This window comes from Phytoactinopolyspora mesophila, assembly GCF_010122465.1.
In the GTDB taxonomy this organism is placed as follows: Bacteria; Actinomycetota; Actinomycetes; order Jiangellales; family Jiangellaceae; genus Phytoactinopolyspora; species Phytoactinopolyspora mesophila.
The window spans coordinates 252629-276982 of sequence record NZ_WLZY01000001.1; the positions used below are offsets into that span (position 1 = coordinate 252629).

Below are 24354 nucleotides of genomic sequence, written 5' to 3' on the forward strand. Positions count from 1 at the left end.
TTGGGGAAGCCGTCACCGGCCTTTTTTCGAGCGGGTTATTCGTGAAGGCGGTGGTGATGCGTCGACCATCCTGTACGTCGGTGATCGGCCGGATAACGACGCGCGCCCGGCGATGGAGGCCGGTATGAAGACGTGCCTGATCCGGCGCGGTCCGTGGGGTCACATCCTCAACATCCCAGCGGTCTTTGATCAGTGCCTGCTCCCGTATCGATTCGCTGGACGAACTCCCGGGCCTGGTTGTCAGGCACAACGCGGCGTGCGGCCAACTTGGCGAGGACGCGGAGGAGAGCACGTCGAAACACCCACATGAAGAGCCGTTGCCGCACGTCACGGCAAGTCGAGTATGGCGGCGTGGGTGAGGCTAAGTGGACAAGTCGGTCCTCGGACACATTGTGGGGCTCTGACCTGCAACAACACTGCCTGTTGGTGCAGGGGGGACTTGAACCCCCGCCCGGGCATGTCGGCAGGCGGGCCAGGTCGACCCTAGGACTCGACAGGCTTCTGAGCTGCGAAAATGCTAGTCAAGTCGGCTAGGGGGCCGACTTGAACCCTCACGTGGTTATGGTTCGCGCAGGTCTGGGTTCTGATGCTGCGAGTGGCCGAGCATAAGCAATGGGACCTTCATTGGACACCGCTCGGCGTCTCAGGGTCTTTGGGCTGCCGCGTCTGATGGATGGGTTTGTGCTGACGGTCGAGACAGTGTGTTCTATAAGCTGGTTGGGGGAGCGATTCGGCTGCGGCGCGGCGCATACGTGCGGTGTTCGACATGTACGAGTTTGGTGAGCAGATGTATCGCGCCAGGCTGCGCCGTGAGTGGCCGGAAGCCGCTGCGGACGAGATCGAGGAGCTTGTTAGGGACTGGCGGATGGACCGGCCGGGCGCGCCGAGGGGGGATGCGGTGGGGCGGTTCTCCACCCGGTTCGGATGAACCAGCTGGAGGCAGAAGTCGGGAAGCCGTGATAGTTCGTTGCCCAGGGCAAAGGCTTTAGGTTCGGCTGTGGATCATCGAGATCAGCAATTCATGGGTCTCGGTGTCAGCGGCTGCCACGAGTCCACGGCTGGTCTGATCGATCGGGTCACCGTTGATTCCGGTCACGATGCAGCCAGCGGCCTGGCACACGGCGATGCCGGCGGCGAAGTGCACGCTCTCGGGCAGGTCGTTGCCATCGGTGACGTAGGCGGCACGCTTGCCGGCGGCGACCCAGGCCAGCGCCAACGTCGTGGATACGACACGTGGTCGGAAACTCTTGACGAACTCGGGGTGGGTGAGCAGGTCCGCGGCCCGGAACTCGGGCGCGCTGGGAAACGGCGGGTCCAGGTTGAGGTCTACCAGTTTGGGTTCGGGTGAGGGCGCCAGCTCCGTGTCGATGTCGTGGTGTCGTACCCAGGCCGTTTCAGCGTTGGTGAAGAAGACCTCGCCGCTGAAAGGGTCGGCGACGGCGGCGGGCCCGTCGAGCAGCGCGACGTTGACGGCGACGAGCATGGTGCCGACGGCGTAGTTCAGCGTGCCGCACAAGGGATCCACCAGCCACTGGCGCCCAGACACCGCGGCGCCCTGCTGCCCGCCTTCCTCGCCGAGCACGGCGTCGTGGGGACGGGCAGTACGGATGATGTCGAGGATCGTCGTCTCGGCCTGGATGTCGGCGTCGGTGGCGAAGTCCCCGCTGCCCTTGTCGATGCGGGAGAGCTGCTGGCCGTACATGGTGCGCACCGTGCCCGCGCCGGCCTGTGCTGCAGCTACCGCAACCCTGGCATCGTCAGAGTTCGCGTACGAATTGATCACCCCGTGCAGACTACCGGGCAGGCACAGCCGTATCCGCAGGGCACGCGTGCTCGACACAATCCATGATGGCGACGAGTATCCGCTCACTGAGAGGGTTTGTCGGCGATGGCGGCGAGTACGGGTGGGACTTGTTGCCATCCTGGCGTTGGGCCGGGCACTTCTTGGATGTGTCGGAGGGTGAAGCCTGCGTTGATGAGGGTGTTGAGGTAGGTGGTGAGTGTTCGGTGGTGGGCGCCGACAATGCGTGGTGGGCCGGTGCGTCGGTCTGAGGTCCAGAAGCCTTCGGTGAAGTAGTCGGTGACGGTGCGGTGGTGGTGGCCGGTGTCGTCGATGAGTTCGGCGCTGCGGGGTGCGTTGAAGCATGGGTGGAAGGTTGAGAAGGCGAACCAGCCTCCGGGGCGCAGGATCCGGTATGTGCTGCTGATGGTGGCTGTGAGGTCGGGGATGTCCAACAGCGCCATGTTGCAGATCACGCCGTCGAATTCGGCGTCCTGGCAGCTGTCGAGGGTGTGGGCGTTGTCGTGGCGGTACTCGACAGAACGGTGATCGCTGTTGTAGCGGGCGGCGATGGTGAGCAGTTCGGCGGAGGCGTCGATGCCGACGACGTTTGCTCCGTGGGTGGCCAGGGTTCGTGAGATTCGGCCTTGTCCGCAGGCGAGGTCGCAGATTCGTTGGTTTGCGAGGTCGCCGGCGAGGTCGAGGAGTGGGGTGAAGTAGGGGTCGTCGTGGGCGGTGTGTGCGTTGCCGACCAGGTTGTCGTACCAGTGTGCGATCGAGTCGTATGCCGCGTTGGTGGCTGTAGGCGTCATGCTCTCGTACGGTAGCCCCGCAATCGGGCCTTGATGGCCTTGGTTCACTACGAGGCGAACAGCTCCGCGCGATAGATCGATCCGGTGGTGAGTCTAGGTGGACAAGTCGGTGCTCGGACACGCCGCAGGTCTGTGACCTGCAGGACTGTGTGGATCTTTGATCGGGTGGGGGATTTGAACGGTTCTTCACAGTTGAGGGTGTAGCGCGGTCTGGCGTGTCGGTCCGGGGACGCGGGCTCCCAAGTCTCCTCGCCTTCAACAAGCTCACCGACTTGGAGAACGTCGGCGACGTGGGCTCCGCGAACCGTGCCCTGGCGAACAGCCTGCTGGCGAACGTGGGACACGAGGATCGTCTACCGGCAAGAGACCAACCAGCTCGGCCCGGCCGCCGCAGCGCTCGGCCTCACCAACACCCAACAACGGCTCCGACCTGGTCTCGGTGCTGGGCAAGGGCCTGTGGCGAAATCAAGGACCGGTCGTACGTGATCCAGAGCCAGCTCCGCCCGCCGAGCTGGCGGCATGAAGATAACTGCGAATCAATAGCGTCGTCGTCTCGCGTAGCTATCCATGCGGGAATATGCGGCGGGCGCCCGAGCCCTGTGTAGCGAGTTGGTCGTCGGGGTTGTAGATGGCGCACTGTCTCATGGAGAGGCAGCCACAGCCGATGCATTTGGAAAGCCCGTCGTGGACCTGTTCGAGTTCGCGGATGCGCTGCTCGAGTCGAGGCTTCCACTCGCGAGCGAGGCGTACCCAATCTCGTTTGGTCGGTGCGTGGTCGGACGGGAATCTTGCGAAGGCGTCGCGTATCTCAGCGAGGGAGATGCCCACGTGCTGTGCAGCTTGGATCACCGCGATGCGGCGGAGGACCGAGCGAGCGAAGCGACGTTGGTTGCCGCTGGTCCGTTCGCTGGAGATTAGCCCCATCGTCTCGTAGTGGCGGATTGCCGAAGTGGCGACCCCTGCGCGTGCTGCGACCTCCCCGATGGTGAGCTCATCTTGCATGCTCACATCTTGCCGGCTTCATCCGGTTGACCTCAAGTGCACATGAAGTTTCACACTGGGGCTTCCGAGCACAAGGAGTACATGTGAACCACAACGCCCCAGGCCCAATGGATTTGTCCGTGTCAGTCAGACAATGTGAGATTTGCGGGGTCGAGTACGACTCCGCCTCCCTTCCTGATGTCTGTCCGATCTGTGCCGACGAACGTCAGTACTTGGCCGAGGATCGACGACAGCGCTGGGTTGACCCCGCGGATTACACCGGTCGCATCGAGGTCTTGCCGGCCGAGCCAGGGCTGTGGTCGGTCCGTGTCGGCGGTGGGCCCGGGATCGATCAACAGGCCAAGGTCATCGTGACAGAAGCGGGCAACGTGATGGTCGAGGTGCCCGCGTCGATGACGAACGATGCGGTCGAAGCGGTGCGGGCTTTGGGACCGCTCCGAGCGATCATCGCGTCACACCCGCACATGTACGGCCTCCAGTCGCTGTGGTCTCGCGCGCTCGGGGATGCTGTGGTGTACGTGTCGTCACTCGATCGCGAATGGCTCGGCCTCACACCTGCCTCGGTGGCCTTCTGGGATGGGGAGATCGAGCTCGTTCCGGGAGTAGTGGCGTCCCAGCCGGGCGGACACTTCCCCGGCAGCAGCGTGGTGCATTGGGCGGGCGAGGACGGCGCCGGCGTGCTGTTGACCGGCGACACAGTGGCTGTCAATCCCGATGGTGAATCGCTGGCCTTCATGCGGTCGTACCCGAACCGCATCCCGCTGTCATCATCGGTCGTGCTGCGCATCGCTGATCATCTAGAACGCTACGAGTTCGACCGGATCTACGGCAACTTCGGCCGCGCGATCACGCACGACGCCAGCGCCCGCCTGCGCAGCTCCGCGCAGCGACACGCAGCCTGGGCACGAGGCGACTACGACGAACTCACTGGTCCAGGCTAACGTCGCGATAGGAGATCTCTCCGAGCTGTCGCGCCTACCGGCGGATTGAAGCAAGGCATGGTGCCACAGAAGAACCCGCGAACCGGTCCTCTTTGCGCGATCTCACTGTTTCCGGTGCCGCAGTGGGCGAGCAAGGCACCTTCGACCGCGCATCTCTTGGCCAGGCGACCGTCGGAGTGATGTTCCACGAAAGCTACGACGTCTCGGTATGCTGCTTCGCCCGACTGGTGGAGAACCTCTGCGCCGTCCTCGAGCCCGACGGCGAGCACCTCCAGCGCGCATCCCGCGACATCGACGTGGTCATGAACCGTACCGAGCCGTGACGCGTCGAAGGGACATCCACTATGCGCCAGCGAGAGGACCGGCGATGCACCTGGGTCGAGCATTCTCGGTGGTGGTTGCCGTGCTCGCACTTACGGGCTGCGGCGGAGGCGGGTCCGGCGAGGACCCCGACGGTGACGATACGACGGCGCCTATCGAGCTCGACGTCGTCCTCGACGCGGAACTCGGTGTCGGCGCTCCCACCGGACCCGACTATCCGCCGGAGACGTCCGGCCTGGTCGCCGAGTACACCGTCACCAACGACGCCGAGGTCGCCGTGCTCGTGGTAGAACGACGACCAGCGCAGGTCACACCCACGATCGATGTTCCCCTTCCGGACACCGAGGAGTCCAGCTGGGTCTACAGCGACGACGCTGGGACCGTCCTCGTCACCAAGGAGATCTTTGCCACCAGCCGTAGCAGCGGAACCGACAGCAACACCGGTACCGCCTATCGGGCGCCCGCCGTGCGGCTGGAACCCGGTGAGAGCGTCACCGGCCGCGCCTTCGCTCTAACCCCGTTGCGCCGGATAACGCCCGATACCGACGTCTTCGACGTGCCGGGGCCGAGCAGCCTGCCGACCCAGGCGACGTCGTGGTCCTTCTGTGTACAGGTGGCGCCGGACCCCGGCGAAAGCGGCGCGCCGACCATGGCCGATCACAGCCCGGACCGTCGGCTCCTGTGTTCGACGGGCACCGACCTATCCCCGGGTGAAGCTCAGGACCCTGGACCTCTCGGACACGATCCATATCGTGCCGATGTGGTCTGAGCGGGTGGGTTCACACATCCACGTCCCGACATCGCACGTCACTCGCAAGTACCGCAATCTTGTCGGCCACCCGTTCGCATCGGTCATGGTGGACATCTCTCGCGCGGGCCGGGACCTGCGAGGAGTACTGATCCGGGGCTCGGTCGACCTCGTCGGAGGAGACGAGGCAAGAACGCTCGATCCATCGACGCTACGTGACGGACGAAGGGCTGCGTCAGCCGGAGGTGGCCGCCTACCTGTCCGAGGAGCGGCCGGCGGTTCAGCTCAGCTGCGGTACTGGGTGGCGAGCGGGCAGCGAAACGGGTCCATCGTGGCGTGTTCGACGGCGTTGAGGTAGCGGACGATGACGCGGTAGGCGCCGGCCAAGCTGGTTTCGGTGTAGTGGATGTTGTGTTTGGCGCAGTGTTCCCGGACGAGGGGTTGTGCTCGACGCAGGTTGGGACGGGGCATGTTGGGGAACAGATGGTGTTCGATCTGGTAGTTGAGCCCTCCCATGGCGAAGCTGGTGAGCCTACCTCCGGCGATGTTGCGTGACATCAGTACTTGGCGCTGCAGAAAGTCGATCTTGAGGTCGGGCGGGACGATCGGCATGCCGACGTGGTTAGGTGCGAAGGCACCGCCGAGCAGGAGGCCGAACAGGGCCATCTGGACCCCGAAGAAGGCGGCAGCCTTGCCTGGTGGCAGAACGAGCAGCAGTACGGTGACGTATCCGCCGAAACGACCGGTAATGAATACTGCTTCCCACCAGCGGTGCTTGAGCTGTTGCCGGTGCATGAGCCGCTGGATGCTCGCGATGTGGAGGGCGAGTCCCATGAACAGGATGAGCGGGACGAAGTAGCCCTGCCACCGGGTGAGGCGGGCAGTCAGTCCGCGGCGGTTCTGCGCGACGGTAGGGGTGAAGGCGAAGGCGCTGGGCCCGATGTCGGGGTCCGCGCCTTCCTTGTTCGGGTTGGCGTGATGGCGGCTGTGTTTGTTCATCCACCAGCCGTGGCTGAGCCCGACGAATAGTCCGGACAACACCCGGGCCGTCCAGTCGTTCCAATGGTGGGACGCGAAAATCTGCCGGTGTGCGCTGTCGTGGCCCAGGAACGTCAGTTGGGCCAGCACGACCCCTAGCCCTGCGGCGAGCACCAGCTGGAACCAGGAGTCACCGAGGAACGCGAACACCACCCAGATCCCGGCGAATGCCGCGATTGTTCCGATGATCTTGGTCCAGTAATACGCATAGCGCCGTCGGAGCAACCCAGCCGCCCTTACCTGGTGAGCTAGTTCGGTGTACGTGCTCACGTACCGCGTGCGCCGGGGCACGGTATCGGTTGCCGTCGCGGCTGCCGGGCTCGGCGAAGTCGGACTCACATGGAGCTCCCAGCAAACGACAGCATTCTGTTCGTGCTGGAACGAGGCCACCAAGCCCTGTCGAGAACCCGCACGTCACCATTGATTGCTGGGCTGAACGCCGCTCGCACATCGGTATCAATCGACTTTGTGTCGGGCAGTCGCATGACCACGCCCGTCTTCGGCCTCTACGACCGATATACATCGTGCCGGCGTGGCTGGAGCCATCAGCGCCTCCGTGTCCAACGCCTCTCAATCACACTACCCCGCGACCTCATGGTCGCGGGAATCTCGATCCCGGCCGGCTGCCCGCCCGCGCCTACGCTGCGGCAGGGGTCACGGGGTTGCTCGGCCCGACCGGGATCGGTCTGTCTACCGATGGTGCGGCCACGAGCTCTTCAAGTTGCCTAATGATGGTTGCCGGGGGGATCGGCAAAGGCCGGGTGAATACGTCGAGCAGCGTGTTTACGGATTGCTCCACGGTGAACCTCGTGCCGGCGCTCGGTCGGACGGACATCGGGAGTGGCCCGGCCACCGCTGCCGCATGGATGCCCCAGGCGAGTGCCTCCGCGTCGTCGGGTTCGACCAGAGTCATGCCCCCGCAGTCGGTCTCCGGCAGGCCGCCGTCGTCGGAGGCGATGACCCGGCAACCGGCGTGCTGGGCTTCGATCGAGACGATGCCGAAGGTCTCGTGCCAGTACTGACTATTGGACGGCATCACCACGATGTCGTGATCGGCCATCAGCTCCGCCATCGCGGCCGGTGTCTTACGGGTGGTGACCACGGAGATCCCGGGATGCGCGTCGAGCAGCCGTTCGATGATCTTTCCTTGCGGTTTGTCGGCGCCCGCGGTCGTCGCTGTGAAGACGAGGTCCGAGTCGTGGTCGATGACGTCGATGTGCAGGGTCGACAAGAGGGTGTAGATGCCCTTCTCCGGGCTCAGCCGGCCGGCGAACAACACACGGGTCAACCCGCTGTCGTTGACCGGCCTGAGCTGTGTGGCGAAGCACGGCTCGGCGAACGGGTACACCACCTTGATGGTCGACACATCGACATCGAGGAACCGCGACCATAACCCGGCCGCATACCGGCTGGTAGCGATCAGGATGCGATCTCTGGTGCCGTCGGCGGCGAACGCCTTCTCCCGTTCCCGGATGGGCGGCGGGTTGTGCAGGATCAGGAATGCTTGGAACTTGGTCGACACGATGTGTGGTTCGTTGACGAAGACGACGGTGCCGTCCAGTTCACCGACCTCGGCCAGCCTCGACAGGGACCGGAACGGTATGTCGATGAAGTCGTCACGGCCGTCGGCGGTTCCCAGGCCGACGGTGACTACCTGCGCCGGAACGCCACGGCGGTTCAGTTCTCGAACCTGACCGACGGTGTAGTTCTCCGAACCGCCGGTGCCGGCCGGCAGCGGATTTCCTGGAGACCAGATGAATGAGATCAACGTGCACCACCCAAGGGGGGTTGGTTGTTTCGGACATTTACAGGGCACGTGGCCGGTATAGCCGTGGTTGCGCGCCTGGCGGCAACGACAGGCCGCGAGGGTGGCACCCGTACGCAGCCGGCCGCACGTGAGTGGAGAAGAACGTCAAGGCCAGCGGAACCCGAGACCCGGGTCACGGCGCATGACCCACAAATATCGTTGAAGTAAACAACGATCACAACTACTCGGACAGTAGCACGCCGCACTGTGATCAAGGCTGGGCTGAGCCCGGCGCGCTCGAGACCGAGACTCGAGACCGAGATCGCGGAGGTTCTGGCGGCGGACGACGTCAATCTAGTTCGCCGCGGGCCGAATTCCACGACTTTGATACCGCCAGGTGGCGTTCACGGTCTGTAGCTGCCCTGAACGCAACCTGGCGGTATCAAAGTCGCGTGACGTTGGGCAGCAGGTCGGACTTCCTCAGTCCGGCTGTTTCGCGCGGTCGGGGAACAAGACGCGGGGTACGAACCATAGGTAGAAGATCATGCCGAGCAGTTCGACGAGCGACTGCATCACGATGACGACGGGCAGCAGGTGGGCATCGTCTCGGGCCGGGCCGCTGTGAGCCGCGGCGACCAGGAAGATCACGGCTGCCAGCGACGGGACGGGCCACCAGCCCAGATGGGCGCGCAGGCGTTGGCGGGTAGGACGTCCGGAGGCCCAGATCTCGGTGATCGCCGCGGCGATCAAAGGCGCGAGGATGACCACGAACGCGGGCCAGACATCTCGGATGGTGAACACCGCGATGAGGTCGGTGCCGCCGATGAGGCGCAGGTATACGGGTAGCAGGAGCAGTTGCAGGATAAGTGTCGGCGGTGTGAGGGCGATGGCTCGTGCGGAGTCTGCCCGCCCGAGTTGGCTGAAGGTGATGAACCAGTCGGTGCATGGCACCACGAGAACGAGGAGCAACCCCAGCCGCAGCGCATCGATGTCCGGTATGAACTGGACAAGCCCCCACACGATGGCCGGAAGTACTACGGAGTTGCCCGCCAGGGCCGTGGCCAGGAACCGGCGGTCGGTGAACGCGGAACGGATCGAGGTCAGTGGCACCTGGGTGAAGGTGGCATACAGCAGAATCACCAGCACCGGCCAGACCATGGATTCCAGCGTGCCTCCGGCCTGTGGCCACAACGTCCCGAAACCCAGCCCGAATGCGACAGCCGCGAGCTAGACCCACAGCTGGTGGCGTTCTAGCGAGTCACGACGCACATGCACCCACGTCCGGCTGCGCGGTCGCGTCCGCGGGGACACCGATGAGGTCGTCGAGCATCGGCATGCCTTCTGACGGTGCGGTAATGGTCAGGAAGAACACCACACCGTGCAGGCTGATGTCGAAGGTGAAGAACGGGCAGCACTGCTGTTCGGCCACGGCCAGCTCGCTCACGGCCGCCAGGGCGGTCATGGGCAGCTCGACACGCACGCCGCCGGTGAAACGTTGTAGCGGGGCGCCGATCAGCGCCCGGCGCCACTGTTCGACGCGTTCGTGCTGGCCCGAACCCAGCGAACATGCCACTGGCGGCTCGGCGACGAGGAAAGCGCACTCAGGGCTGCACCGTTCATCACGTTCGGGCAACTGGTCAAGATGCCGCGCCGCGGCGGCCAGCCCATGCCGAATGCGCATCAGCTCGGCGATCCCGGACTCGATGGAAGCAAGCCGGCCACTGAGCAGGGGACGCAACTGAGCCTTGACCGACGCGCATGGATCGGACTGCCACACTTGTAACAACGACGCGATCTGGTCCAGCGGCAAACCCAGCTGTTTCGCCGCGGTGATGAACCGCAGCCGTTCCAGCACCGTGGCGTCGAACACCCGGTAGCCGTTGGCCGCCCGCTGCGCAGCCAGGAGCCCAACGTCCTCGTAATAGCGCAACGTCGTCGCAGGCACGCCGCTACGCGACGCGACGTCGGAAATCCGCAGTTCTTCCATGGCCTTCACGGTAAACCTTCAACCTGACTCGAAGGTCAAGTGCGCGGATCTTTGTCTCTACTGTGAGAGTGCTGGTGGACGGGGGTTCGTTACCGGAAATGTCTGATGAGGCGGTATGAGGGCTGGCGCTGGCAGAAGCGTCGGGAGGGAGTTCTTCGTCGTCGAACGGGACTGGGGTCGGGAGTGAGGCGTAGTTCAGGCCGTGGTGGTTCCCTCGGCCAGTTCGCACGCGATCCGCTCCTGCTCGGCGGGTTCGCCGAACGCCTCGAGCCGGCGCAGCAGCATACGAACGGCCGCGGCACCGATCTCGCGGCTGGGCGTTTTCAGCTGGGTGAGCGCGGGGTCCGGCGACAGTACGTTCTCCCGATCGCCGTGGTCTCCGAGACCGGCGATGCTCAATTCCTGTGGAACGGCGAGGTTCTGGGCGAGCGCGGCCTGGTAGATGCGATGCGCGACGTACGACGACTCGGCCACGACGGCTGTGCAACCAACCTTGTCTGCGAAGGTCAGCACACCGTCCTCGTCGGCGACATGGGGGACCTGCGGTAAATCCGGATTGACTGCGCCGAAGGCGACCATGTGTGCGCGCTGGCGGCCCAATCGATGACGTTTGCAGGCGGCCGTGAACCCGAGCCGGCGTTCGATCAACGTCTCGTGGGTCCGGCGCCCGACCACCATCAGGATCCGCCGGTGTCCGAGTGCATGGAGGCGGTCGACCACCGCCTCAGTGCCGGATTCGTAATCTGCCGCGACCCACGAGATGTCGGGGCCCGCCACCTCGTGACGGCCGATGACCACAAACGGATAATCGTCCTCGACCAGGCGCCGGATCTCGTCGCCGTCGATCTTGCCGCCGACGAGTATCGCTCCGTCGGCGAGCCTGAGCATGTTGGTGTCACGGCCGAAGATCGAGCGTTCCCCCTCTTCGTTGCGTGCTCCGGTGAACAGCAGGAGGTTGTGCCCCACCGCTTCCGCTTCTTCCTCGATGCCCAAGAGGAACTCGTAGTAGAAGTCGCGAGACTCTCGGGGGAAGAGCCGGTGGTAGGTGAAGGCGCCGATGATCCGGTTGCGTCCTCCGGCCAGATTCTGCGCGGCCACGTTCGGGACGTAATTGAGCTCGCGAATGGCCTGCCAGACCCGGGCGCGGGTTTGCTCGCTTACCCGGATCGACGCCGCCTTGTTGTTGACCACCGTCGACACGATGGCCGTGGACACGTTGGCAGCCCGCGCGACATCACTCTGAGTCACGCGCCGTCCGCCCACCCGCGGGCGTTGAGCCACGAGTACCTCCAAACGCCAGACGAAGATGCGGCCGAGCTATTGACGACCACAGCATGATGAGCCTAGCATCTGCTAACGCGCTTAATCATAGCGCTTAATCATCCGGTGAGGAGCCACGATGCATCCTGAACCGCCGGCAATCCCGACTTCTGCCGCCGTCCGACAAGAGCCTCCGGCAACAGCGCAGTTCGCAGTTCCACGACCAAACAGAAAGGAACACCGATGACCATCCGGCCTTCGCGCGGACTTGACCGTCGCGCTTTCCTCCGGCTCAGTGGAACCACCGCAGCGGCGTTCGCTGCTGGCTCACTGGTGAGCTGCGGCCAGGCCAATGACGCTGATACGCCTTCAGGCAGCGGCTCGACGGGTGCCCCGAGCACCGAGCCCGACGCTGACAACCCGTTGAACGTTTCTGCTGACGAACCGCTGGAGACGGTGATCTTCAAGGGCGGATATGGCGATCAGTACGTCATCGACGCGCAGGCGATCTACACCGAGCGGTTCCCGAATGCGGAGATCAAGCACCAGGGCGGCCAGGAACTCGGCAAGCAACTGCAGCCACGCTTCATCTCCGGGGACGTCCCCGACCTGATCGACAACTCCGGGGCGGGCAACCTGCCCATGGCGGCGTTGGTCGCTGACGGTCAGCTGATGGACCTGACGCCGCTGCTGGACGCACCGGCGATCGGCGCCGACGGCAAGACAGTGCGCGAGACCTTGATCCCCGGTGTGGTGGACCTCGGCTCTTTCGGAGGGACACCGCATGCGCTGTACTACGCGTTCGTCGTCCACGGCATCTGGCACAGCAGGTCCCTGTTCGAGGAGAACGGCTGGCCGGAACCCGAAACCTGGGACGACATGCTGGACCTCTGCGCGGAGATCAAATCCACCGGCATGTCGCCGTGGACGTATCAGGGGAAGAACCCCGGCTACATCCTCACGCCTATCCTCATGGCAGCGGCCAAGGCCGGGGGCCTGGACGTGCTCAAGAACATCGACAACCTCGAGGCCGGGGCATGGACGGCGCCGCCGGTGATGGCGGCCGCGGAGGCCTTCTACCAGCTCGTCGAGAGGGATTACATCCTTCCCGGGACGTCGGGCATGACGCACACCCAGGCCCAGACGTACTGGGCGACGGGGGAGGCCGCCTTCATTCCGTGCGGCTCCTGGCTGGAGAGTGAGCTGGGCGACGTCACGCCGGATGGATTCGACATGGTTGTCACCACGACGCCAGCCGTGACGTCGTCCGACGCACTGCCCGGCACGGCGATCCGCGGCATGGGCTCCGAGCCTTACATCGTTCCGTCTCAGGCCAAGAATCCCATGGGTGGCATGGAGCTGCTGCGGATCATGCTGTCGCCGGAATCAGCGACGAACTTCACCGATCAGACGCAGACGCTGACATCTCTGGCCGACTACGAGCCCACCGACGTCGGATCCGGCCTCACGTCCGTCCGCGAGGCGCTCGCGGCATCCGGCGACGACACCTTCTTCTGGCTCTATAACCAGTGGTACAGCGAGCTTTCCGCGAGCGTGAACGAGACCACCAGCCTGCTGATGACCGGTGAGATCAACCCCGACGAGTGGGCGCAGCAATGCCAGAGCGCGGCCGATGCCGTCAAGGACGACGACTCCGTCACCAAGTTCCAGCGAGACTGACGCATCCATGCGGCAGGGAAGATACCGTTTCATCGTCGGTGCGCTGGCCGGCCCGATCGTGCTCTACGCCGTCCTTGTGCTCTGGCCGTACCTGCAGTCGTTCTATGTTTCGCTGACCGACTGGAGCGGCTACACGTCGGAACGACGGCTCATCGGGCTGGCCAACTACGAGCGGCTCCTGAAGGACCCGGTCTTCTGGATCTCGCTGAGGCACAACCTTCTTGCCGCAGTGGTGTTGCCGGTGTTCTCGATCGGGCTCGGCCTGTTCTTCGCCACGATGCTGAACGTGGCCGGCCGGGCGAAGAAGGCCGCGGTTCAAGGTGTGCGCGGCGCGTCCTTCTATCGCATCGTCTATTTCTTTCCGCATCTGCTGTCGATCGCCGTGATCGGCGTCCTCTGGTCCTTCGTCTACGATCCCACCGGCAACGGGCTGCTCAATGGGTTCCTGGGGCTCATCGGCATCGATCCGGTGAACTGGCTGGGGAGCACCAAGACGGCGTATTGGGCGATCCTGGCCGTGATCGTCTGGGTGTCGGTCGGGTTCTACGTGCTGGTGTTCACCGCCGCGATCGGGTCGATCCCGCCTGACATGTACGAGGCGGCGATGCTGGACGGCGCCAGCCGCTGGCGCATCTTCTGGCGGATCACGGTGCCGCTGATCTGGGACACCGTTCAGGTCGCGCTCGTCTACGCCGGCATCAACGCACTGGACATGTTCGCCATCGTCAACGTCATGTCGGCGGCCGGGGGGTCGGGTGGTCCCAACAACTCGACCCAGGTCTTGGGCAACTACATCTACCTGACGGCTTTCGAGCACGGCAGGTTCGGATATGCCACCGCCCTGGGGGTCGCCCTGTTCGTCGTGACCATCTTCCTGGCGGTGATCACGTTGCGATTCATGCGGCGTGACCGCGTGGTGTATTAGGAGCCGTCGATGAGCGTCCACAGCCAGCCTCGAGCACTCGACCCGAATCACCCGGTGCCTGCCGAACCAGCCCGGCGCAGCGGACGGGACCAGGCGGATCTCGGCGGGCGAACCCTCAACGTCTTCTCTCACGCCTTTCTGCTGACCTGGGCCGTCCTCGTCATCTTGCCGTTGCTCTGGACGGTGCTGAACTCCTTCAAGTCCGACGACGAGATCCTCACTAGCGCGTGGTCCCTGCCCGGATCGTTCAGCCTGGACAGCTTCGTCCGGGCCTGGACGACGGCGAACATCGGGCAATACTTTCTCAACACGGCGGTCGTGGTATCCCTGGGAGTATTCCTCACCCTGGGGCTGGGATCTCTCGTGGCCTACGTTATCGCCAGATATCCGTTCCCGGGCAACAGAGTGATCTATTTCCTGTTCGTGGCCGGCCTGACGTTTCCGGTATTCCTGGCAATCGTTCCGCTGTTCTTCGTGGCGCGATCTCTGCAACTGGCAAACTCGCTCCCCGGGCTCGCCCTGATTTATACCGCGTACTATCTACCATTCGCGGTGTTCTTTCTTACCGCCTACTTCCGCACCCTTCCGGATTCGATAGCCGACGCCGCCTTCATCGACGGCTGCGGGCACTGGCGCACATTCTTCTGGGTGATGCTGCCGATGGCCCGGCCGGGAATGATCAGCGTCGGGATATTCGTCACCATCGGCCAGTGGAATCAGTTTCTGTTGCCTCTGGTGCTTCAGACGGATCCGGACAAATACGTGATAGCGCAGGGACTGGCGTCGCTCGCCGTGAGCCAGGAATATGCGAGCGACTGGAGCGGGCTGTTCGCGGGCCTGACCTTGTCCATGATCCCCGTCCTCGTGGTCTACATCGTCTTCCAGCGGCAAATCGAATCCGGCATGGTGGCCGGCGCCGTCAAGTGACCTGACACCAGCGCGACCGAACCAGCACAAGTCCGTACTGACAGACAGGGCGTGCCCATGCGCCCGGAGAGGACGCACCATGAGCACTTCTTCCGGCTTGAGCCGCAGATCCTTCCTCGGGGCGGCGGCACTGGCTCCTGTCGCAGGGCTGGCGACGGCGACGGTCGCAACGGCCGGCGCGTCGTCCGCGGCGTCGCACCTGGCCGCGCAGTACCCCACGTTCAATCTGCGCGCCGACTTCGGCGCCGTGGGCGACGGTCAGACCAACGACACGGCCGCATTCCAAGCCGCGGCAGCAGCGATCATCGCGGCCGGCGGCGGCACTCTCATCATCCCGCCCGCCACCTACATCGTCGGTATCCAGGGGGTGGACAACAGCCCCGGCACCCCGTACTACCCAATGCAGGACATCTTCTTCATCCCGCGGACCACGCCCGTGCAGTACCTGCGGATCGAAGGGGCCGGAGCCACCATGCGGCTGGCCTCCGGGTTGCGTTACGGCTCGTTCCACCCCGAGACCGGCGCCGTTTTCGACCCACCGCCGGGCAACTTCTGGGACGAGGCCTACGCGGCCGAGGTGCGCTGGATGATCGGCGTGGAGGGCAGCACCAACGTCACCATCGACGGCTTGGAGCTGGACGGCAACAGCGCCAACCTGGTGCTCGGCGGGCGGTGGGGCGACACCGGGCGGCAGATGAAAGGCACGGGCATCCGCATCCTCAGGTGCAGCGATGTGGCCATCAGCAACATGTACACACATCATCATGCGCTGGACGGTGTCACCATCGGTTATGGCGGGCTGACCAGCGCCAGCCCGGCCACGCCGCACACGCTCAGCAACGTAGTGTCGGAGTACAACGGCAGGCAGGGCCTCTCCTGGACCGGCGGACGCGGTCTGACGTGCGTGAACTGCTCGTTCAACCACACCGGACGCGGCGCCATCCGGTCCGCACCGGCCGCCGGCGTCGACATCGAGCCGGAGAGCAGTGTGACCTTGGACGGGCTCTTCATCGGATGCGACATGATCAACAATGCCGGGTGGGGCCTCAACGCCGCCAATGACCAATTTGGAGAGGGCGGCCACTCGAGCTTTGAGGATTGCACGTTCTGGGGAACCACCACATACAGCTGTTACACGAACTACCCCGGGATGAAGTTCGGGGAGTGCCGGTTCTACGGCGCGGCGAACGTCGGTTACGGCTCAAGCGATGCCAGCCTGGCGGCGCGCTATACGGACTGCGTGTTCGAAGACCGGGCATGGACGAATGGCCAGGTGTATCGCGAAGGAGCGGCCGGAGTCATCCTGTCCGATTCCGGAAACACCGGTCAGAACGTCGCCTACACCAACTGTTCGTTCATCGCTCGCGGTGGCCGAGGCATCTACTTCACCTCGAACTCGGCGATCAAGAGACTCACGGACTGCGAATTCCTGCACGGTCATGCGGGGGTCACCGCGGACTCGTACCAATCCCGGGTCTACGGCGCGGTGGTGGCCGGGTGCCGGTTCACCGAAGACATGCCGGCCGGAACGACGACGCGCTGGTCCATCCTCATCTCCGGAGTGACCGTGACCAACGGGTCCGACGGACGCCGGACACATGTGACAGGTCCCACGGTCCGCTGGGGGTCGGTCAACGGACCCGTCGGCGACATCCCGAACACCTGAGCATCGAACGAGCGAATCGCAGAAGGGACAGCGTAGTGGGTGTTCGGATCAGTGGCTTCGGCCCGTGCCTCGACGGCTTTTATGATCCGTCGCTGCAGGTGCAGATGAATGTCTACGCTCGAACGGCGGAGCAGATCGACGCCGGGCGGGCAGCGAACGATTCGCTGCGCACAGCCGAGGACGTCCGTGCCCGGCAGAAGATCCTGCGCGAGTACGCCGATTCGGTTCTGGGCGGGCTTCCCACCGACCGCCCGGTGCCGGTCGCCCGGCTGGCCGGCACCGTGGAACGCCCGTCCTTCCGGATCGAGAAGGTCGTGCTGGAGAAGGCGCCCGGACGACTCGTCACGGCCAATCTCTATCTGCCCCGGAACACCGGTGAACCCACCGGCGCGGTCCTTTTCCTGTCCGGGCACTCCGAAGCGGGCAAGGCGGCGCGGAGGTACCAATCGTTCTGCGCTCGGCTGGCACGCAACGGCCTGGTGGTTCTGGCGATCGACTCGATCGGCCACGGCGAGCGCAAGAGTTACCTGGATTCGGCCGGCCGCGAAGAGGTCCGCCCCAACGTGGTGGAACACAACCACGCGGGCGTGCAGTGCTGGTGGATCGGCGACACCATCGCCAGATACTTCGTCGACGACGCTCGCCGGTCGATCGACTATCTGTGCACGCGGCCCGAGGTGGATCCGGCGCGCATCGGCGTGGCCGGGAACAGCGGGGGCGCCACTCAAGCGACCTGGCTGATGCTCGCCGAGCCGCGCATCACCGCCGCCGCCGTGGGCTGCTTCATCATGTCCAGAAGCTCGTACCAGTGGTCGGGTGGTGCCCAGGACGCCGAGCAGATCCTCCCCGGCGGCGCCCAGGTCGGTGTCGATCACGAGGACTTCCTGATCGCCATGGCACCGCGTCCGGTTCTGGTGATGTCCGCGAACTACGACTTCTTCCCGGTAGAAGGTGCGATCGACACCGTCGAACGAGCCGGCCGGGTGTACGGGATTCTCGGCAACCCGGACGGGCTCGGCCATGTCCGGGTTGATCATCCGCACGGTTTACGTGCTGAGCTGGCCCGGGCGGCGGCCGGGTTCTTCGTTCGCCACTTGGGTGACGATGCGGGGGCTCCGGTCGATCATTCGGATCCCGAACTCATTCCCGAGGCGGACCTGCAATGCACCGCCTCGGGACAGATACGGCTCGACCATCCGGATGTGAGCCAGGTCTTCGAACTCAACAGAGGGCGCTTCGACGTGCTCCGGTCGACCCGCTCGTCGTCGCCCGCGCAATGGCTGGCCGACCAGGTGGGGGAGCATCGGCGTACCCCGGCGGAGTTCTTCGCCAGATGGCAGCCGCCGCAGCGCCATCGTGTCGGCGCCGTCGAGCTGATCAGCAGGAAAGCGGTGTGGTGGTCAGAGGTCGACGTCGTGAACGCGGGTGTTTTTGTCCGGCCCGCTCAGGATCCGATGACGGCGGTCGAGATCGCCTGCTTCGACGGTGGAACGTCGGAGCTCGCGGACCGGACCACATGGCTGGCTGAGCGCGTGGGGCGGGGGATCGGCATCCTCGCCGTCGATGTGCGTGGCATCGGCGCGCTCGCGCCGCATCCGATCAATCCCTTTCCGCTCGAGGAGAACTACGGCACGGTCTACAAGCTGATGACCGACCTCATCTGGCTTGGCGACAGCCTGGCCGCCGCGCGCGTATTCGACGTCTTGCGGGCAGTCGAGTTCGTCACCCAGGAGCAGGCAACCAGCCATGGCGGGCCCGGGATCCAGTTCTTCGGTGCGGGTGCGGGCGCCTTCTTCGGCTACCTGGCCGCCGCGATCGAACCGCGGATACGTCGGATAGAGCTCGAGACGCCGCCTCTGGACCCCGAATCCATCATCCAGACCCGCCTGCACGGCCCGCAGAGCACGTGGCAACACGTCATCCCGGGCATGGCCGTGCACTGCCCACTGGACGACCTCCTGCCCGAATTCAGCGGGCGTGACCTGCACATACACACCTGACACGTAGTCACCGTTTCCGATCCCAGCCTCCACAAGGAGTTGAGATGAACGAGAAACCGACCATCGACCGGAGAACCGTCCTTCGAGGTGGCGTGGCGACGGCCTTCGCCGCCGTGGCCGCGAGCCTCTCGGCGCCGGCGGCAGCCTCCGCATTACGTCCGGCTGACCGGCCATCGGGGCCAGCACTGGTGGACAAGGGCAGACCGCGAGCGGTCATCGTCGTCGCCGGGGATGCCACCGAGAAGGAGTTGCTGGCCGCCGACGAGTTGCAAACGCATATCGAACTGATCACCGGCGCCACCCTGCCCATCAGCACCGGTGTCTCCGGTGTATCCGCCGTCCCGATATACGTCGGGCAGGCATGTCCGGATCCGATCGCCGATGACCTCGAGCCGGTCGAGGGCAGCGGCGACTCGTTCCGGCTGATCGTCGGGCCGTCGGCCATTCAGATGGCTGGCGTGGACGAAAACGGGACACTGTTCGCCGCCTACGAGCTCCTGGAGCAGTTGGGGATCCGCTGGCTGATGCCTGGCCCGCACGGGACGGTGGCGCCCGAGTCCACCACGCTCAAAGCGGCGATTCAGGACACGGTGCAGATCCCGACCTTCGCCAGCCGCCAGATGCACTTCGTCGACAACTATCTGAGCACCCTTCCTCCCGGCGTCGACCGTTATGAGGGCGTCGACTGGGCACGGCGTCACCGGCTGCGTGGCACGTCGTGGAACGCGCACGGCATTCCGTTGCTGCCCCCGGCGAACAGCACGACCGAGCCCGAATTGTTCATGTCTGAGAACGGACAGCCGACGGCCCAGTTGGACGTGAGCCATCCAGAGGTTCTCCGCCGTGCCATCGCGGCCGCGCGGGCCCTCCTCGCCGAGAATCCGGACCTGCGGTTCTTGCGAATGGGCCCGGCCGACGGCCACGGCTTCGGCACCAGCGACTGGGACGCCGGTGACTACGACACGCTGGCCGGACTGCCGAGCGTGACGGACCGGTACATCAAGTTCTTCAATCTGGTGCTCGACGATGTGCAGCAGGACTATCCGGATGTCGGGCTGGCCTTCTTCTGCTACGACACGTACATGCTGCCGCCCGTCCGGGAGATTCCGAACCGCAAGATCGTCCCGGCGCTGGCTCCGATCAACGTCGACCGGATGCACACGGCGGCGGATCCCGCGGGGTGGGAACGGCGGTACTTCCTCCGGCTGGCGGACCGCTGGAGCGAGCTGGTGGACGCGTGGAGCTACCGCGGGTACCTGTTCAACCTGGCCGATCCGGGGTTTGCCGTTCTGCGGCATCGGTCCCGCCCGGGACGAGTTCCCCTTGATGGTGGAGCACGGCTCGTCGGAGGGGCTGCGGGTGGAGGTCTCGGCCAGTTGGGGTTACGACGCTCCAGCCTTCTACCTCGCCACCAAGCTCATGTGGCAGACCGACGCCAACCCGGTGCCGATTCTGCGGGAGTTCATGACGGCGGCGTATGGTCCCGCCGCCGCACCGATGGCGCGGTACTACGCGGCGATCAGCGATGCCATGGCCGACGCCCCCTACTCAGCGGGGCGCTGGTTCGACCACACTGAGATCTTCCCCGCAGAGCTGATGGCCTCGCTCGACGACGAACTGTCCGCCGCTGAGTCCATAGCCGAACGCAGCGGCGACGCCGGCATCGTCGACCGGGTGCACGTCGCCCGCCTCGCCTTCGATGTCGGTGATGCCTTCCTGAAGTCCCTGCGCCACTGGCGCGACCTGGAGTTCGCAGAGGCGAAGGCCGAACATCAGAACGCGGCTGACGCTTTCACCGAAGCCGTGAGCCACAAGCCGGTCGCTCTGTATCCGCTGCGGAGAAACTTCCTGAACCTGTTCAGCGATCCGGTCAGCCAAGCCGCGGAAAGGTCCTCCGGCGGAAATCAGATTGCCGCGATGCTGCCGGACACCTGGTCGGCGCTCCTCGATCAAGACGACGCCGCCGAAGCCGATCAGGTCTATGCCGCCGACGTGCCGACGGACACCTGGCGCGAACTACGCACCAGAGGCGGATCCTGGTCTGCCCAGGGGCTTCGCTACTACCGAGGCGTGATGTGGTATCGGACAACGGTCACCGTCGATCCAGCCTGGTCCAGCCGGAAGCTCACCCTCTGGCTCGGTTCGCTGGACGAATCAGCGCGGGCATGGGTCAACGGGCATGAGGTGCCGCTGGTGGCCGGAAGCAGGGTCTTCCAGCCGTGGGAGTTCGACGTCACCGGCTTCCTCCAGTTCGACGGTCATGATGAGTTCACCCTCAAGATCACCAACGTCCGGCTGCAAGAGCTGGGTACGGGCGGGCTGACGGGCCCCGCGTTCATCTGGGCGAGCCCGGACGTCGTCGATCCTGGTGCGGCGCCCGCTCCGTACCGGCGCGGCGACGGGTACCGTCAGCTGGACATCCCGGTTCCACCGGTCACCGTGGACCTGGAGGGCCGACGCGTCGAGACCGAACTGCCGGACACCTGGTTCGCCATGGTGGACCCGAGGGGAGACTGCGCGAACGTCGGGCTGTGGGAGAGCGTGATTCCCACCGAGAGCCTGTGGATGTCGCTGGATACCCGCAGCCGCACCTGGCCGCAACAAGGCCTCGGCTATTTCAACGGGGGACTGGCCTATCGGACGGATGTCAGGCTCAACGGCAGCCAAATCAGCCGGGAAGCACGGCTACTGTTCACCCGGCTGAACGGCACGGCGCGCGCGTGGGTCAACGATCACGAGCTTGAGGTCGCGGCGGACGGCACGGCCTCGAGTGTCTGGGAGTTCCATGCCGGTGGGTTCCTCAGGGCCGGCACGAACTCGATTGTCGTTTCCGTCGCAGATCCGCAGCCCTCCGACGAACGACCCGGTGGTATCGCCGGACCGGCGTATCTGCTTCGTTAAGCCCAGCAAGAACCCGTGCGAATAGGGAGTCGCCGGCCTTGCCAGCCGGGCGACCGCCCCGCTCACTATTCCGGCGCCCCTATTCGCGCGGGGGTTCAGTCCACATTCCACCGCTTCTCCGACGCGCGGCCGCCCATTGCGACGACCTCGGTGGCGAAGTTGATGATGTCCTGGCCGCCGGCCTCTACGGGTTGGAGGACACCCACACGCCGTCGTGGCGGTACTCGCGGCTCAAATGCTGCCGTTGGACGGTGTCGAGCCCTGCGCTGCCACCGACATCCAACCCCTTGACCTGGCCGTTGGCGAATGCACCGAACTCGGAGTCTCCGAGAGCGTAGGTATCTCGGTAGATGAATCCCCGCTCCGCGATCTCGGTCGTCAGTCGGTCTGCCGCCGTGGCGGCCATGGGGCTGGTTGGGTCCTCAAGGCTACTCAACGTGTCGCCGATGAGTTCGGCATCGGCGGGCCAGTCGATCGGAAGCTCATAGGTGAGCTCTACGTATCGTGGATCGTCGGTGCCCAGGATGGTCTCGCCTTGCTCGCGAACGTACGCTTCACCGATCCCAGCTGCTTGGAAACGAAGCGCGGTCGGATTGCCGTCAGCGTCCAGGTCCAGCTCGACGAGGACCTCACCGTCCAGGGCGAAACCCGCCTCAACGTCGCCTGGAATCGTGTGCACGCCTGCTGCCCACTCGGCGGTCCCACGCAGGTAAACCGTTGCGGTGCCGTCGCGGCGATACGTTCCGCCAAGGTAGGCACCAACGGCTGCTTCGCCACCTATCGTGTTGATGATCCCCATGGCTCGTATTTGGCCTTGGCCTTCGACCCCAACCTCGGCGAACCACTCGTCTGCCTCAGGCGTCCATGGTGTCTGCTGTTTGATCCATGGGTGGAACGGCCTGAGAACTGGCGACATGTTGAGGGCAATCGTCGTCGCCCCGTTGAGGACGAGGAATCTCTGGACTTCGGCTAGGTCATCGAAATAGTAAGTCGTCCCTTGTTTGAACGACAGCATCACATCGGCTGAGGCGGAGGCGCCTATGCCGTATTCCTTGCCGTCGATGATGACACCGGCCTCCAGGCCGACGCCGACGCCGGCACCGGCCGCGAACCCTTGGCCGTCGGTAACCCGGAATCGGCCGTCACTCAACTCCTCGACCAGCACGTTCTCGCCGGTCTCAAGCGTGACGACCACGGTCGCGGACACATCCACACCGCCGCCGAAAGCTCGTTGGGTGACCGGATCGGTGAGTTCGTGGTTGAACGCCGCCTCGGAGAGGTTGACCACGGGGCGGTTGTCACCCGCGCTGGCCTCGATTGCCTCGGCCAGCCGGAGCCGCTCACGCAGGCCCGGCAGTTCTTCTTGGGTCCATTGTCCGATGTCGGTGATCTGACGGAGCTCACCCGCCGCCAGACCGTGGTAAGACGCACGTGAGCGCAGCCGCGAGGCTGCGTCCAGCAAGCCCTCGCTGCCGTCCTCGAGTGACCCGATCATCGACCGCATCGCCGCGATATCGATCTGCGAGATGTCGTTCACCTGTTCATAGCCCTTCGTGCCTAGTAGTCGCGATTTCCATCAAGCAGCATCTGCAGCGCGGTAGCCTCACTCTCGGGCACCTCGGCTTCGGTGTTCTGCATTCTGGTGTCGATCTGGCCGAGGATGGTTTCGACCACGTCGCGCAGCCATCGATGGTGGCCGTCGAGTTCGGCCTCGAAGGCAGTGGCCGTGGTTCGGCCCCGCCACGCGCCGTTTTCCAGCTCCTTCATAGCACCCGACAGGGCATCGCCAATGTCTGGTGCGACCTGGTCAAGAGCATTGCGTAGCTGCTGTAGGTCTGTATAGACGGGGTTCGGTACCAGAGGTTCTTCGGGGTCGCTCATCTGGCCTCCACGTAGCCCAGCTGTCCTGGGACCCCCGCTTGATGATCATAAGCGACAAGGAAGTTGGACAGTGATCGCGGTCCTCGGTTCGTTGCCAAGTGACTTCGCCGGAACACGCATCGACGCGGATGAGGCTCAGCTCTTGGTCGGGTTGCCGCGAAAAAGGCAGGCGGTGGTGATCAGGCCTCCGGCTCGGTCTCGGGGGTGGCGCCGTTGCTGGGTACGGGCGTCTCCCGGATCCGGGCCGTCATCAAGCGCAAGATTCTCTTGAACTCGGAGATCTCCTCCTCTGTCAGGTCATCGATGATGATGTCTTGTCCGGACACCGAGAGCGGGTAGATGGCGTCGTGGGTTTCGACGCCGGCGCGCGTCAGGTACATCGGCCGCGAGCCGCGCGGGCCATCGGAGAGCACGATGAGGCCGCGACTCGCCAGAACGTTGACGCTTTTGGAGATGACAGCCTTGTTGAGACCGACGAATTCCGAGACCTCAGTGGCGGAGGCACCTGGGTAGATCGCCAAGGACGACAGGACTCGCCAGTCGTTGGTACCAAGCCCGACGTGCTCACGGAGGAGAGTCGACTCGCGCCAGACAAGTGCATTGGAAACAAGCGCCAGCAGCCGGGGGATGAAGTTGTCCGGGTCGATGGTCGGCACCGGCTCAGTCACCGCGTTCGGAGGCGGTGCGTGTTTCCTCCGTACGCGACTGCGGCTGGCCTTGTGCGTTTTCTCCTTGTCT

21 protein-coding genes and 2 pseudogenes are annotated in these 24354 nt (G+C 64.8%); 12 read left to right on the forward strand and 11 right to left on the reverse strand.

Going from position 1 to position 24354, the window contains the following annotated elements; genetic code table 11:
• Positions 1-70: 70 nt before the first annotated feature.
• Positions 71-310, forward strand: a complete 240-nt coding sequence (locus F7O44_RS31475; protein WP_425501352.1) for an HAD hydrolase-like protein — start codon at positions 71-73, stop codon at positions 308-310.
• A gap of 429 nt (positions 311-739) precedes the next feature.
• Positions 740-928, forward strand: a pseudogene (locus F7O44_RS29290) (hypothetical protein); the annotation flags it as partial.
• Positions 929-985: 57 nt separating this feature from the next.
• Here the strand turns inward: F7O44_RS29290 and F7O44_RS01130 are convergent.
• Both F7O44_RS01130 and F7O44_RS01135 read right to left on the reverse strand, forming a co-directional pair.
• Positions 986-1783 carry an inositol monophosphatase family protein gene (locus F7O44_RS01130; RefSeq protein ID WP_162448355.1) on the reverse strand — a complete coding sequence of 266 codons (798 nt, stop codon included), beginning with the start codon at positions 1781-1783 and terminating at the stop codon, positions 986-988.
• Positions 1784-1866: 83 nt separating this feature from the next.
• Positions 1867-2592, reverse strand: a complete 726-nt coding sequence (locus tag F7O44_RS01135) for a class I SAM-dependent methyltransferase (protein ID WP_162448356.1) — start codon at positions 2590-2592, stop codon at positions 1867-1869.
• 248 nt (positions 2593-2840) lie between these two features.
• Between F7O44_RS01135 and F7O44_RS31480 the strand changes: the two are divergent.
• Positions 2841-3197: pseudogene (locus F7O44_RS31480) on the forward strand (ATP-binding protein); the annotation flags it as partial.
• On the opposite strand, the gene soxR reads toward F7O44_RS31480, so the two are convergent.
• Positions 3154-3594: a redox-sensitive transcriptional activator SoxR gene (gene soxR, locus F7O44_RS01140; RefSeq protein ID WP_162448357.1), complete on the reverse strand. Its 441-nt coding sequence runs from the start codon at positions 3592-3594 to the stop codon at positions 3154-3156. The pseudogene F7O44_RS31480 and the gene soxR sit on opposite strands and share 44 nt — an antisense overlap.
• Before the next feature lie 119 nt (positions 3595-3713).
• Here soxR and F7O44_RS29885 point away from each other — a divergent pair, with 119 nt between their 5' ends.
• The 3 genes from F7O44_RS29885 to F7O44_RS01155 all read left to right on the forward strand — a co-directional run bounded on the left by F7O44_RS29885 (position 3714) and on the right by F7O44_RS01155 (position 5625).
• The gene (locus F7O44_RS29885) at positions 3714-4535 is read left to right on the forward strand and encodes an MBL fold metallo-hydrolase (protein WP_222850934.1); all 822 of its coding nucleotides are present in this window, start codon (positions 3714-3716) and stop codon (positions 4533-4535) included.
• A gap of 122 nt (positions 4536-4657) precedes the next feature.
• Positions 4658-4858, forward strand: a complete 201-nt coding sequence (locus F7O44_RS01150) for a hypothetical protein (protein ID WP_162448358.1) — start codon at positions 4658-4660, stop codon at positions 4856-4858.
• A 44-nt stretch (positions 4859-4902) separates the two neighbouring features.
• Complete coding sequence (locus tag F7O44_RS01155) at positions 4903-5625, forward strand: hypothetical protein (protein WP_162448359.1); 723 nt, start codon at positions 4903-4905, stop codon at positions 5623-5625.
• 264 nt (positions 5626-5889) lie between these two features.
• Here F7O44_RS01155 and F7O44_RS01165 read toward each other — a convergent pair whose 3' ends face one another.
• From F7O44_RS01165 to F7O44_RS01185, 5 genes are all read right to left on the reverse strand, one after another.
• Positions 5890-6981, reverse strand: a complete 1092-nt coding sequence (locus F7O44_RS01165) for a fatty acid desaturase family protein (RefSeq protein ID WP_222850935.1) — start codon at positions 6979-6981, stop codon at positions 5890-5892.
• A gap of 298 nt (positions 6982-7279) precedes the next feature.
• Complete coding sequence (locus tag F7O44_RS01170) at positions 7280-8410, reverse strand: glycosyltransferase family 4 protein (RefSeq protein WP_162448361.1); 1131 nt, start codon at positions 8408-8410, stop codon at positions 7280-7282.
• A 459-nt stretch (positions 8411-8869) separates the two neighbouring features.
• A complete protein-coding gene (locus tag F7O44_RS01175; protein WP_222850936.1) occupies positions 8870-9547 on the reverse strand; it encodes a hypothetical protein in 678 nt (225 codons plus the stop codon).
• A 100-nt stretch (positions 9548-9647) separates the two neighbouring features.
• Positions 9648-10376 (reverse strand): MerR family transcriptional regulator, encoded by a 729-nt coding sequence (locus tag F7O44_RS01180; RefSeq protein WP_162448362.1) that lies wholly within the window; start codon positions 10374-10376, stop codon positions 9648-9650.
• A 195-nt stretch (positions 10377-10571) separates the two neighbouring features.
• Positions 10572-11624 (reverse strand): substrate-binding domain-containing protein, encoded by a 1053-nt coding sequence (locus F7O44_RS01185; RefSeq protein ID WP_162448363.1) that lies wholly within the window; start codon positions 11622-11624, stop codon positions 10572-10574.
• A gap of 255 nt (positions 11625-11879) precedes the next feature.
• Between F7O44_RS01185 and ngcE the strand changes: the two genes are divergently transcribed.
• The 6 genes from ngcE to F7O44_RS32415 all read left to right on the forward strand — a co-directional run bounded on the left by ngcE (position 11880) and on the right by F7O44_RS32415 (position 20411).
• Positions 11880-13316: an N-acetylglucosamine/diacetylchitobiose ABC transporter substrate-binding protein gene (ngcE, locus tag F7O44_RS01190; RefSeq protein ID WP_162448364.1), complete on the forward strand. Its 1437-nt coding sequence runs from the start codon at positions 11880-11882 to the stop codon at positions 13314-13316.
• Between the two features lie 7 nt (positions 13317-13323).
• On the forward strand, positions 13324-14241 hold the full coding sequence (locus tag F7O44_RS01195) for a carbohydrate ABC transporter permease (RefSeq protein ID WP_162448365.1): 918 nt from the start codon (positions 13324-13326) through the stop codon (positions 14239-14241).
• Positions 14242-14250: 9 nt separating this feature from the next.
• Complete coding sequence (locus tag F7O44_RS01200) at positions 14251-15168, forward strand: carbohydrate ABC transporter permease (RefSeq protein ID WP_162448366.1); 918 nt, start codon at positions 14251-14253, stop codon at positions 15166-15168.
• A 79-nt stretch (positions 15169-15247) separates the two neighbouring features.
• A complete protein-coding gene (locus F7O44_RS01205; RefSeq protein WP_162448367.1) occupies positions 15248-16834 on the forward strand; it encodes a right-handed parallel beta-helix repeat-containing protein in 1587 nt (528 codons plus the stop codon).
• A 104-nt stretch (positions 16835-16938) separates the two neighbouring features.
• A complete protein-coding gene (locus tag F7O44_RS01210) occupies positions 16939-18834 on the forward strand; it encodes an alpha/beta hydrolase family protein (RefSeq protein WP_222850937.1) in 1896 nt (631 codons plus the stop codon).
• Between the two features lie 44 nt (positions 18835-18878).
• Positions 18879-20411, forward strand: a complete 1533-nt coding sequence (locus tag F7O44_RS32415) for a DUF4838 domain-containing protein (protein WP_162448369.1) — start codon at positions 18879-18881, stop codon at positions 20409-20411.
• A 1508-nt stretch (positions 20412-21919) separates the two neighbouring features.
• Here the strand turns inward: F7O44_RS32415 and F7O44_RS01225 are convergent.
• The 3 genes from F7O44_RS01225 to F7O44_RS01235 form a co-directional block, all read right to left on the reverse strand.
• Positions 21920-23272, reverse strand: coding sequence for a hypothetical protein (locus F7O44_RS01225; RefSeq protein ID WP_162448371.1), 1353 nt, complete (start codon positions 23270-23272; stop codon positions 21920-21922).
• Positions 23273-23292: 20 nt separating this feature from the next.
• Entirely contained in the window at positions 23293-23616 is a 324-nt protein-coding gene (locus tag F7O44_RS01230; protein WP_162448372.1) for a hypothetical protein, read from the reverse strand.
• Positions 23617-23795: 179 nt separating this feature from the next.
• Positions 23796-24272: a MarR family transcriptional regulator gene (locus tag F7O44_RS01235; RefSeq protein WP_162448373.1), complete on the reverse strand. Its 477-nt coding sequence runs from the start codon at positions 24270-24272 to the stop codon at positions 23796-23798.
• Positions 24273-24354: the final 82 nt, after the last annotated feature.